13 protein-coding genes are annotated in these 12,405 nt (G+C 32.5%); 2 read left to right on the forward strand and 11 right to left on the reverse strand.

From position 1 onward, the window contains the following. Positions 1-69: 69 nt before the first annotated feature. The 9 genes from IEV10_RS07595 to IEV10_RS07635 all read right to left on the reverse strand — a co-directional run bounded on the left by IEV10_RS07595 (position 70) and on the right by IEV10_RS07635 (position 8,273). Positions 70-483: a DUF2141 domain-containing protein gene (locus IEV10_RS07595; RefSeq protein WP_188374074.1), complete on the reverse strand. Its 414-nt coding sequence runs from the start codon at positions 481-483 to the stop codon at positions 70-72. Positions 484-647: 164 nt separating this feature from the next. Then, positions 648-1,394, reverse strand: coding sequence for an SDR family NAD(P)-dependent oxidoreductase (locus IEV10_RS07600; RefSeq protein ID WP_188374075.1), 747 nt, complete (start codon positions 1,392-1,394; stop codon positions 648-650). A gap of 64 nt (positions 1,395-1,458) precedes the next feature. Beyond that, on the reverse strand, positions 1,459-2,019 hold the full coding sequence (locus tag IEV10_RS07605; RefSeq protein WP_188374076.1) for a TetR/AcrR family transcriptional regulator: 561 nt from the start codon (positions 2,017-2,019) through the stop codon (positions 1,459-1,461). 48 nt (positions 2,020-2,067) lie between these two features. Beyond that, complete coding sequence (locus tag IEV10_RS07610) at positions 2,068-3,399, reverse strand: DUF58 domain-containing protein (protein ID WP_188374077.1); 1,332 nt, start codon at positions 3,397-3,399, stop codon at positions 2,068-2,070. Continuing rightward, positions 3,399-4,460, reverse strand: coding sequence for an AAA family ATPase (locus tag IEV10_RS07615; RefSeq protein WP_188374078.1), 1,062 nt, complete (start codon positions 4,458-4,460; stop codon positions 3,399-3,401). The genes IEV10_RS07610 and IEV10_RS07615 overlap by 1 nt, the downstream gene beginning before the upstream one ends. Next, positions 4,460-5,659 (reverse strand): DUF4350 domain-containing protein, encoded by a 1,200-nt coding sequence (locus IEV10_RS07620; RefSeq protein WP_188374079.1) that lies wholly within the window; start codon positions 5,657-5,659, stop codon positions 4,460-4,462. Before IEV10_RS07620 ends, IEV10_RS07615 begins: the two co-directional genes overlap by 1 nt. After that, complete coding sequence (locus tag IEV10_RS07625; protein WP_188374080.1) at positions 5,652-6,380, reverse strand: hypothetical protein; 729 nt, start codon at positions 6,378-6,380, stop codon at positions 5,652-5,654. The genes IEV10_RS07620 and IEV10_RS07625 overlap by 8 nt, the downstream gene beginning before the upstream one ends. Further along, positions 6,373-7,293 (reverse strand): hypothetical protein, encoded by a 921-nt coding sequence (locus IEV10_RS07630; RefSeq protein WP_188374081.1) that lies wholly within the window; start codon positions 7,291-7,293, stop codon positions 6,373-6,375. The genes IEV10_RS07625 and IEV10_RS07630 overlap by 8 nt, the downstream gene beginning before the upstream one ends. Further along, positions 7,290-8,273: a stage II sporulation protein M gene (locus IEV10_RS07635; RefSeq protein ID WP_188374082.1), complete on the reverse strand. Its 984-nt coding sequence runs from the start codon at positions 8,271-8,273 to the stop codon at positions 7,290-7,292. Before IEV10_RS07635 ends, IEV10_RS07630 begins: the two co-directional genes overlap by 4 nt. A 37-nt stretch (positions 8,274-8,310) precedes the next feature. Between IEV10_RS07635 and IEV10_RS07640 the strand changes: the two genes are divergently transcribed. Continuing rightward, entirely contained in the window at positions 8,311-9,036 is a 726-nt protein-coding gene (locus IEV10_RS07640) for an RDD family protein (protein ID WP_188374083.1), read from the forward strand. 3 nt (positions 9,037-9,039) lie between these two features. Beyond that, on the forward strand, positions 9,040-9,651 hold the full coding sequence (locus IEV10_RS07645) for a trimeric intracellular cation channel family protein (protein ID WP_188374084.1): 612 nt from the start codon (positions 9,040-9,042) through the stop codon (positions 9,649-9,651). Positions 9,652-9,654: 3 nt separating this feature from the next. Here the strand turns inward: IEV10_RS07645 and IEV10_RS07650 are convergent, their stop codons facing one another. Together IEV10_RS07650 and IEV10_RS07655 are read right to left on the reverse strand one after the other, a co-directional pair. Next, on the reverse strand, positions 9,655-10,149 hold the full coding sequence (locus IEV10_RS07650; RefSeq protein ID WP_188374085.1) for a hypothetical protein: 495 nt from the start codon (positions 10,147-10,149) through the stop codon (positions 9,655-9,657). Positions 10,150-10,229: 80 nt separating this feature from the next. Beyond that, complete coding sequence (locus IEV10_RS07655; RefSeq protein WP_188374086.1) at positions 10,230-12,374, reverse strand: M3 family metallopeptidase; 2,145 nt, start codon at positions 12,372-12,374, stop codon at positions 10,230-10,232. Between the last annotated feature and the right edge of the window lie 31 nt (positions 12,375-12,405).

Below are 12,405 nucleotides of genomic sequence, written 5' to 3' on the forward strand. Positions count from 1 at the left end.
TTTTAACTATTGCACAAAAAAGCCGCAAATTATTGCAGCTTTTAAATGATGATTGATGAGTTGTATTTTTTAGAATCTGATGTTGAGTTCTAAATCTTTATCTGCTACAGTAAATTTAGCATCGGAAAACTGTGGAGGTCCAAAGTTCATAACATTGTTAGATGCGCCGTAAGCTTCTAGTGGCATTCCATTTTCTCTGAAGTCCATTTTGCCATTGTTATTAGCATCATGACTTCCTAATACTGCGTATTCTCCAGGTGTTACGTTTTCAAAAGTGATTGTTACTTTATTGTTTTCAATTTTTGAAGTTTTTCCTTGTATAGGAGCAGCCTTCATAAAAGTGCTTTCTGTATGTAAAGCCATGGATACAACACCATTATTATTGGCAACATTATCTACAGTTACAGTAATGGTAATACCTTCTTGAGCGATGGTTAATAATGAGGAAAATACAAAGGCGATTGTTAAAATTAAATTTTTCATGATTGAATGATTTTTATGGTTTATGTGTTATTGATGATTCAAATATCCAATAAAATTCAAGCTGAAAATAATCTTACTTACCGAATTGTAATTTTTCTATGATGAAATGTAAAAAGCATCAACTTCAATGAAATTAATGCTTCTAAATCTTATATAGGTGATGTTTAATTTCGCCCAGCCATAACGCCTCCATCGGTATCCCATATAGCTCCTGTTACCCATGATGCTTTATCAGATAATAGAAATGTGATACTTTCTGCTACATCTTGAGCTGTTCCGTTTCTTCCAATAGGATGAAAGTTATTAAAACCTTCTAATGCCTTTTCTGCTTCAGCTTTACCTCCAAATACACTATGATATACTGGAGTACTTACGACTGCAGGAGATACAGCATTTACTCTAATGTTATGCTCGGATAGTTCCATAGCTAGGTGTTGAGTCAAAGAATGTAATCCTGCTTTTTGCATAGAATATGCAGATGAAGGCGTTGCTTTAACTGCTTGTTTTGCCCACATAGAGCCTACATTAACTATAGCACCACCGTTAGTTTCTTTCATTTTTTTAGCACTCGATTGTGTTGCAAAAAAGAAACCTCTGTTTAGGTCTAGATAAGAATCATAATCTTTTTTTGTATGATCAAGAAATGATTTAGGACCAAAAATACCTGAAGCATTTACTAAATAATCCAGTTTATCTAAGCTTTCAATTTTTTTTGATAATGCATCTATATCATCAGCATTGGTTATGTCTATTTTATGCTTCAGTAAATTTGATTGATCTTCAATTTTGTCAGGGTTTCTTCCTACAATGTGTACGGTTGCACCGTTTTTTAATAGTTGTTTAGCTGTGGCGTAACCTATGCCACTAGTTCCTCCAATTATAAGAGCAGTTTTGTTTTCAAATGGTTTCATTTATTATTTGTTTTAAAATTAGTAAATAGACAGACAAGTCAGTCTTTATTAAAGTAAATTTTTTTTATATTAGTTGTTCGCAAATAGATTTAGCCGATTGTATTGGCCATGGATTGTCTTGCAAATGACTTTCTGAAATAGCACCTTCATATAAAATGAATATTTGTTTAGCTATTTTAAAGCTTTCATCTTTTGTATACCCTTTTAAATTGTCTTGAACTAGATCACTTATAAATTCTATCAATGCCTCTTTTTGAGCTACTATTTCGTTTCTAATGGCAACATTAGATTTTGGAATCTCAGACACTGTATTAATGCACCAACAGCCATTAAATTCCTTGGAGCTGTAGAATGATTGAAGAAAATCAAAAAGGCCTAATAACTTTTGTTTACCAATGGTTTTAGCATTTATAAATGTTTTTAAATCTTCTGTAAAACCTTGATTTTTGTACTTTAAATAGGCAATACAAATATCTTCCTTAGACTTAAAATGATTGTAAAGTGTTGCCTTTGCAATATTTGCTTCTTTAATTATTTCATTTATTCCGGTACGATTATAGCCGTTTTTATAAAACAAATTAGAAGCTGTTTCTATAATATGTTGTTTAACTAAAGCACGTTTCATTTTACAAATATAAGCAAATTCTACAAAAATAGACAAGTCTGTCTATTTCTATAATAAACCTCTGGCTTTAATCTCTAAATACTTGTTAATTGTATTCACTGTTAAATGCTCTGGAGCCGTTAAGATAGTTTGTATGCCATATTTATGTAACTCATTGACAATAAGCTTTTTTTCATAGATAAATTTTTCGGCAATTGTTTTTTGAAAAATTTGATATGTTGTTTCGGCCTTATCTTTTGTAAGCTGATGTAGCTCGGTATTTTCAAAAAAGATAACCACTAATAGATGATTTTTTGCAATAGCTTGCAAATATGGTAATTGGCGATGTAAGGCGTCTAAAGTTTCAAAATTTGTATACAGTAATAATAAGCTTCGTTGTGTTATACTTCGTTTAACATCTACATAGAGTCTTGCAAAGTCAGACTCAGAGAAATCTGTATCTACATTATAAAGTGTCTCTAAAATGTTATTCATTTGCGAAGGTCGCCGCTCTGCAATAACTCTATTTTCCACCTTACGAGAAAAAGTAAACATTCCAGCTTTATCTTGCTTTTTTAAGGCAACATTACTAATTACCAATGTGGCATTAATGGCATAGTCTAATAGGTTTAAGCCTTTAAAAGGCATTTTCATGGCGCGCCCTTTATCAATAACACTGTAAATTGGTTGAGAGCGTTCGTCTTGAAACTGATTTACCATTAATTGGTTACGCTTTGCTGTGGCTTTCCAATTAATGTTTCTTATATCATCGCCCATGACATAGTCTTTGATCTGCTCAAATTCCATAGTATGTCCAATACGTCTTATTTTTTTAAGACCATATTCAAATAACTTATTAGAAAAAGCTAAAAGCATAAACTTACGTAACTGTAAAAAAGATGGATAATTGGGTACCATAGCATCTTTACCAAATTGAAATCTTCGTGTGACTAATTTTATAGGCGTGTTTACATAAATGTTCAGGTTGCCAAAATAGTATTCACCACGTTCTAATGGTCTAAGCGTATATGTAATCTTCTTTTTTTCTTGGGCTTTTAAATAGGTTTCAATTTCAAAATCACGTTTTTGGTATTGAAACGGTAGTTCGTCAATGAGTAAGAGTTCAGCATTGTAATTGTAACTATTGTTTAATGTAATTTCTATTGGATTATCATCACCATTACTAAGTTTCTCGGGTAATATTCGAATGGCATTAATTCCTTTTTGTTTATACAATAAAATCAAGTCTATAACGACCAAAGCTAATGCAACATAGAATAGCATTTTTACAATAGCGAATAATCCAGGGAATAGGTAGGCTATAATATAAAGGCCAACTAATATACCAACTATTGTAAAAAAGCGGGAAGTTAAATAGGTATGTTTAAACAAACGTTTCACTATCTAGGAATCTCAATTGTTTCAAGTATTTGATCTACAACTTTATCTACTGTGAAGGCTTCCATTTCTCTTTCAGGTGTTAATACTAATCTGTGTTGTAAAACAGCTTTTGTACAGCGCTTAATATCATCTGGTGTTACAAAATCACGACCATTGATTGCTGCATTTGCTTTAGATGCATTTAAAATAGCCAAAGATGCTCTCGGAGAAGCGCCAAGATACAAGTTGGCATTGGTTCTGGTATTATGAACAATAGAGGCAATGTAATTCAATAAATTATCTTCTACGACAACTTGTTTGATAAGCTGTTGGTAGTTTATAATATTTTCTGAAGACAGTACAGCGGCAATACTATCAAAATCCATTTTGTCTTGACGGCTATGATTGTCTGTTAAAATCTGAACCTCATTTTCTAAAGTAGGGTAGTCTACATTAATCTTAAATAAGAAACGGTCTAATTGTGCTTCGGGTAAGCGATATGTCCCTTCTTGTTCTATTGGGTTTTGTGTCGCAAATACCAAGAAAGGTGCTGACATTTTGTATTCTGTACCATCCATAGTTATTTGTCGTTCTGCCATCACTTCAAAAAGTGCAGCTTGCGTTTTTGCTGGAGCTCTATTAATCTCATCGATAAGAACTATGTTAGAGAAAATAGGCCCCTTTTTGTATTCAAAATCATTGGTTTTGACATTAAAAACAGAAGTTCCTAAAATATCACTAGGCATTAAATCTGGTGTAAATTGTATGCGACTAAAATCTACAGCCATAGTTTTTGCTAACAGTTTTGCAGTAACTGTTTTAGCAACACCAGGAACACCTTCTATTAATGCGTGACCGTTAGTAAGAATAGAAATAATGAGTAGCTCTATCATTTCGTTTTGACCTACTATAATTTTTGCTATTTCGTTTTTAATGTGCTTAACACTATCTTGAAGTGGTTTGAGGTCGATACGACTTTCAAAAGTTTGTGCGTCTTGCTGTTGCTCATTATTTTGAGCTATTGTTTCTTCTTGCTGCGGTTTTGTATTCTCAGCTTCTGGTGATGTATTTTGTTCTTCCATTAGAAATTATTTTTCGTAAATGTTTCAATTTTTTTATTCAATTCTACAAGTTCTGTTTCAGTATGAAAAGTTTTGGATTTTAGATATAATAAATAGTCAACAATAGCTTTAGAATCTTCTTTTGTGTTAGCTGATTTTAGTGCGAGTTTTTCAATAAAACTTGCGTTGAGATTATTGGTATCTAAAAAATATTTTGTTCGTACAAATTCTAAGAAGTACTGAATCTTTTTTGAAATGATATTAGTAAAGTCTCCGTGTTGGTAGTAGAGCTCTCCTATGGTTTGAGTAAACTCTACAGTAGTGTTTTCTAACTTTTCTACAACAGGTATAATTCTTTGTGTACGCTTTCCTTTAAAAATCACAAATAAAATTAAGCTAAACATGCTAATATAAAATGCCCATTTTAGTGCTGGACTAGCTAAAATATATCGCAAAGGACTAGTGATTATTTTTCGACCACTTTTATAATAATTGTCCCAAATGATTTGTTGCTTAGGTAAGTAGGATAATACTGTTGCAGTATAATCTTCGTTGCCATTCAAAATATGGTAATTAGTAAAAGCATATGGATTGGTATGTATATAGAAAGCGCCACCGTTTTCACCAAATTTAGTCTTGATAAAATTTGGATGTGATTCATCTTCGTCTTCAATAGACATTGTTCCCAAAATAGTTGTGTTTAATGTATCTACTGATGTGATGTAAGCATTTTCGATGACATCTTCAAAGAGACGATTACTCTCCTCTTGACTTGGACTAGTAAATTCATTATTTGCTGGTTCTTTTAACAAACCAGAATAATCCATCTTTATATTTAAATTTAATGTATCTGCTAAATTGCCATATAACGTCTTGCTGCTTAAAAAAACGCTATTTCCATCGTCTACAAAATCCATTAAGGCATCTGCATCTTGTTCAGTAAGTCCTACATATCCATTGATAATGAAGAGAGATTGCTTTTTGTCGGAGATTTCTTTGTTATTAAGGTATAAGAAAATAGATTCGGTATTTTCTAAAACATCACCATCACTAAAGGTTTTAAGTTCATTAAATAGCACGTAACAACCTAAAGGAATTTTATCTGCAGCGGAGTAGGAGTCACGCCAATTTAGGGGTTTTGGCTTTGTGACTTCAGCAATCATCATTAATAAGATAACCGCTGAAATAACATACAATGCAATTTTTGAGCGTTTATCCATTAGACTTAAGTTTTATGAGTTGATTAAAGTCGTTTTTATTTTGATTAAAATCAGTTTCATTAATAGGAAACTCGCCATACCAAACATAATCGTATATGTATGAGGCACGTTTAAATAGAGACTTAACTTGGTTATCTTTTATTTCGCGCAGATAATCGTTATTAGTTTTGTCAAAATGCCATTCTATAACACCTTTAGCACTTAATGCTTTTAAAGATTTTAGGTACATATAACGTGTCGCTAGTCTAAAATTGTTTTCTTTTAGGGCATTACTAATGAGCGTATCAAAATCAATGGTTTCAATATTTTCTTCAATATAATTAAAGCCATCAATTGTTTTGTTTTCAGTTTTAAAAACAGAACTTACAGGGTTTTCTAAAAGAAATTTAATCAGTAGATAAAGGACACCACAGCCTAAAAGGCCATAGATAATGTATTCTAATGTTTTGTAATTTATATAACTAATATCTATACCAAACAAATCTCGAAGCCATCCAAAAAACTTTCGTAATACTTGCTGAACTAGATTAACACCGCCTGTATCATTTATTGAATAGTTAAAGTCGTTACCTGAGTAACGTTCTGAAAGACCTTCTTTAAAAGGTGTAATATCTATACTTGAAGAATCTAGGGCAACTTCCTTTACGGATTCTTGTGCGCTCAAAGCTATTGAAGAAACTAAACCTAAAGCGGTAATGTATTTAGTTTTTAGACTATTCATTAATACCGATTTGATTAATTTTTTCTTGGAGAAAAGTGTTGTGCTTTAATTCAAACAAATTATAATATAGGACACCAAAGGCTATTTGACTTAAGGCTTGTGTGTATATAAATGATAAAATGAAAATAGCAAAGCCAAAGGTAAAAACAAGAGTAGTAAATGTGCTGCCAATTAAATCTGCGTTACTTTCTACTGAAAAATAGGTATATATACCAATAATGAACCCAGGTATTGCAAGAATAAGAGCTGTAATCATAAGATTAAGGATACCAATAACTAATCCAAAGCCAATGACTTTTAGAAAATTAGCAAATGTGAAATTAAAACCTTCAGAAATGGCATCACTAAAGCCATTATTTTTAGAAAACATAGACATAAAAGTGAGGCCAAAAATTGCTGATAGGGTAAAGCTTATACCGTATTGTGCTATAAAGCCTAAGAGTGGAATCATAGCTAGCATTAGTGAAATTATCAAATAAGCAATATACATAAGTACCCCTACGATAATTAAGATAATTATGGCTCCAATATTTTTTAATATCTGCTTCCAGATAGATTTGGATTCTATATTACCACCAGTATTTACATACTGCGCCATATAAGAACTCGAAAAACTATAATTAATTAGGGACGTGATAAATACAATTAAAAACAAAATTATAGCACCAGCAAAAAAGTAACTTTCAGTATCTAAGTTGTTCCCCATTCCAAATCTAAAATCACGGCTGGCTAACCCCATAAAACCTGTGACTAATAAGTAAGCAGCCACAATCGTTAAGACAATACTAACGGCGTTATACCTAAGATATAACATGCTGTAATGCTTAAAATTATATTTTAGGAATAAGAAGTAATTATTAATAATGTCTCCAAAACCACTGCGGTTTCTAAATTCTATATATGTTTGTTTCACGCGAGTTGTAGTTTAGGGACATTTCTATTTATAGCTCTGTTGAGTACTATCGGATAAACGATATAGTAATAGATGATGATAAATAATGACAGTAATATAATACCATAAGCAATTGGCCAAGGCATTTGCTCTCCATAGCGTGTGATAAACCCTTCGATAAAACCTGCAATAATAAAAAACGGAATCGTACTCACGACAATTTTTAAGCCATCTTTAGCACCCTTCATAAAAGCAATACGACGTGAATAGGTTTTAGGAAACAAAAAACTATTTCCCATAACTATGCCTGCGCAACCTGCAATTACAATAACCGAAATCTCTATAGTGCCATGTAGCCAAACGGTAGAAGTTTTTTCTAGAATGCCATAGTTGTAGAAAAATGTAATAAAAGCCCCAAGCATTATACCATTACTGAATAAGACATAAATGGTGCCAACACTAAAAAACACACCAAAAGCAAAAGCGATAATAGCTACTCTAATATTGTTTATGGTAATGCCTAAAAACGAACCGATATTACTTCCACTTTTGTAAACAGCCATAGGTTCTCCCTTTTCGATATTCTCGATAGTCATATTTACATAACCATCGCCGAGAATTAATCTCACAAAAGAATCGTCGTTTAAAGTAGATACAGCACCAATGATTACAGCTGCCATAAATATTAAAAATGTATGCAATAATGTTTTATGATATTGTCTAAAGAACAATGGAAACTCATCTCTCCAAAACGAAACAATTTTATTCTTTGATTCTTTTTTAGTGATGTAAATTTTTTGGTGCGCCTGCGAAGCTAAGGAGTTTAGGTAAAGTAGGGTTTTACTTTCAGGATAATAGGTTTGCGCATAAGACAAATCATTAGTGAGTTGTATGTAGTAAGAAGCTAAATCATCAGGATTTATTTTTACATTATTATCTAATGCTTTTTCAAATACAATCCATTTTTCCTTATTTTGCTTGACGAAAGATGCTTCGCGCATAAATTCTTTTTAATTTTAAAAACGAATATACATTTCAATGAGCAAATTAGCAATTAACACTGCACAAAATGTAAACCTAGATTATAAGCTGATTGGTCTTGGCGAACGCATGGTCGCATTTCTTATTGATGGCATTATTTTACTTACATATATGACCATTATGGAAAACCTTGTAAACCTATCTCAAATTTTTGATGCAGATGGTTGGACAAGAAGAGGTTTTTTAGGACTGTTTTATTTACCAGCGTTTTTTTATTCATTGATATGTCATATCATTTTTAGTGGACGCACTATCGGTAAAATGATTATGAAAATTAAAGTGGTACGTCTTGATGGTGCACCAACTCAGTGGTATAATCTCTTTGTAAGATGGATGCTGCGAATTATTGATATCTGGATGTTTTTTTCATCTATTGGTGTTCTGAGTATTTTATTATCTGATAGAAAACAACGCGTCGGTGATGCTGCGGCAGGCACTGTAGTTATTAGTATTAAAAAGAAACATAAAATTACAAGTACTATTTTAGAAGATATAACCGATGATTACATACCTGTATTTAATAATGTAACGCTATTATCTGATAAAGATGTGAGAATCATAAAAGAAGCATTTTTAATATCTAAGAAAAATACAGATTATAAAACTCTAAATCTTTTGAGAAAGAAAATCTGTGATATATTACAGATTAAATCTGAATTATACGATTTACAATTCATAGATACCATTTTAAAAGACTATAATTACTACACCCAAAACATGTAAATCATGTTTATTCAAACTATAGATATACTAGGTACGGTCGCCTTTGCAATTTCGGGAGTTCTGGTAGCAATGAACAAAAAAATGGACCCATTTGGTGTCTTTATTATAGCTTTTGTTACTGCGGTTGGTGGTGGAACTCTAAGAGATGTTTTAATTGGTGCAACGCCAGTTTTTTGGATGCAAGACATGACCTTTATATTGGTTATTTCTTTAGCGTCAGTTTTTGCAGTAGTATTTAGAAATTACATAAAGCATTTAAGGCGCTCATTGTTTTTGTTCGATACAATAGGTATTGGACTTTATACGGTAATTGGCATCGAAAAAGGTATTTCTGCAGATTTGCATCCTGTTATTTGTGTAACCTTAGGGACTATGTCTGCTTGTTTTGGCGGTGTTATTAGAGATATTTTATGTAATGAGATTCCAGTAATTTTTAGAAAAGAAGTATATGCAACAGCATGTATTTTGGGTGGACTTGCTTACTTTGGTCTAGATGCTTTTTTACAGGATCAAAATCTATTGTTTTTAATTGCTGGAGCTGTGGTAATTGCTATTAGATTAGTAGCAGTTATATTTAAGATTAGTTTACCGAGTTTGTATAAAAAAAATAGTTAAATACTATTTAACTTCTTTAAATTGAGTACTCAGATATAGTTGTTTCCATTCTCCATCTACATAATTTCCAACTTTAAAATTATATGTTGAATCATTAACATATTCCCACATGTCTGTTACGGTAGAAGTTCCATATGTGTATTGATATATAATAGTTTTACCTTTAGAGAAAACACTGCCTTTAGTTAATTCGCCAAAAACATCAAACTCCCAAAACTTCAAACTTTTTGAGACTTTATCATACATTCTAATTCCGTGATTTCGTAATCCCAATTTAGTTTGTTCTTTATCAATATACCCAATAGACTTAGCAATTACTATTGAGTCATCTAAAGAATATTCAAAATTTATTTCTTGATAAAATTTACTTCCGTCTCCCCAATTTCCATTTGCTTTCCATGTCTTATCTACAAGATTGTCGAAAACTGTGAGCTTAGATTTTTGAGCATAAGCCCCAATAGAAACTAATAGAATAGATATCAATATATAATTTTTCATAATTGAATATAACTGGTAATACACTTAGGTATTATACTAATATCCCGAATTATTTTCGGGATATTAGTATAAATATATTTTTATTCTAAAGTAACAGGAAAACCTCTGTCTTTCATTAAGGCTTCAATCTTTGCATCACGACCTCTAAAAAGACGATAAGCATCTGCTGGATCCATAGCATTGCGAGGAGCAAATAAATATTTTACCAATTTATCAGCAACATCTTTATCGTAAAATCCATTTGGAGCTTCTCTAAATGCTTCTGAAGCGTCACTTGTTAATACATCTGCCCACATATAACCATAATAAGCTGTGGCGTAACCTTCACCAGAAAACACATGACCAAAATGAGGTGTGCGATGGCGCATTGGTAATTCTTTTGGCATGCCTAGTTTTGTTAAGGTTTCACGTTCAAACGTATCAATGTCTATATCTGTTGGATCTGCCAAATGCAATTTCATGTCCATTAAGGCTGATGCTAAATATTCTGTAGTCCCAAATCCTTGGTTAAAGGTAGCAGCATTTTTAATTTTTTCTACTAATTCTGCAGGGATTGGCTCTCCAGTTTTATAATGGACTAAAAATTGATTAATGACTTTATCGGTAGATAACCAACGTTCTAATAATTGCGATTGAAATTCAGTATAATCTCTAACGCCACCATTTAAAGTTGGATACTTTACATTAGAAGAGTAGAAGTGAAGCGCGTGCCCAAACTCATGAAAAAATGTTGTGGCATCATCCCAAGAAATTAACACAGCTTCACCAGGTGCTGGCTTTACAAAGTTGTTATTGTTTGAGGCTAAAACATTTGTTTCACCTTCAAAAGATGTATAGCTTCTGTAGGTAGTGGCCCAAGCACCAGAACGTTTACCTTCTCGAGCATAAGTATCTAAATACCACAAACCTATATGCTTACCAGAATCTTTATCGGTGACTTCCCAAACTTTTACGTCTTCATGGAATACAGGTACCGAACCTTCTTCAACAGGAGTAAATTTGTAATTAAACAATTCGCCAGCTGTAAAAAACATGGCTTCGCGTAATTTGTCTAACTGTAAATATTGCTTTACCTCGTCACTATCCAAATCATATTTCTTTTTACGTACTTTTTCAGCGTAGTAACGATAATCCCATGGCTCTATAGTAATGTTATCTCCAAGCTCATTTGCAATAGTTTGCATGTCTCTAACTTCTTCTTTAACACGAGCAGTAGATGCTGGCCAGACCTTAAGCATCAAACCCATAGCATTTTCTGGAGTTTTTGCCATACGATCTTGTAAACGCCATTGTGCATAGTTCTCATAGCCCATTAAGCCAACTCGCTCTTTACGGAGTTTTAAAATCTCAGCTATAATTTTATTATTGTCATACTCGTCGCCATTATCACCTCTAGAATAATAGTTTTCCCATACTTGTTTACGTAACTCTCGCTCAGTAGAATATTTTAAAAACGGATCCATTGATGATCGCGTGTTTACTATGGCATACTTTCCGTCTTGACCTTTGTCTGTTGCAATTTTTGCAGCAGATTTTATGAAGCCTTCTGATAAACCACCTAATTGTTCCTTGGTTAAATACGTGACATAGTTTTCCTCGTCATGAAGCACATTATTACCAAACTTAGTATATAAGGTTGAAAGTTCCTTATTGATTTCGGCATACCGTTTTTTCTTATCAGCATCAAGGTTAGCCCCATTCATTTCAAAACCTTTGTAGGTTAAATCTACAACACGTTGTGCTTGGGGTTCTAATGGTGTTTTTTGTGACGCTTTGTAAACTGCTTTTACACGCTGGAAGAGTTTTTCGTTTTGTGAGATTTTAGAATTAAATTCTGATAGTTTAGGTGCTAATTCTGCTTGAACCTTTCTGAATTCAGGTGAAGATACATTACTAGACATAATGCCATAATATGCAAATACACGGTTTAGCTCTTTACCAGCAGCTTCCATAGCTACAATAGTATTCTCAAAAGTAGGTGCTTCGGTATTATTAGCAATAGCGTCAATTTCTGCAAGATTGAGTTCCATGCCTTTTTCTACAGCTTCTTTTAGATTTTCGACATCCATTTTGTCAAAAGCTGGTACACCATCATAAGGTCCAGTCCATTCTTGTAATAATACATTGTCTGTCATGAGCTTGTCGGTTGCTTTAGTATCTTCTTTACAGCTAGATACTAATATAATACTGCAAATTATTGCAGTTTTTATAGATTTTGAAATCATGATATTGAAGTTAAAAATTAGTGTGTACAAG

The organism is Winogradskyella haliclonae (assembly GCF_014635865.1).
GTDB lineage: Bacteria > Bacteroidota > Bacteroidia > Flavobacteriales > Flavobacteriaceae > Winogradskyella > Winogradskyella haliclonae.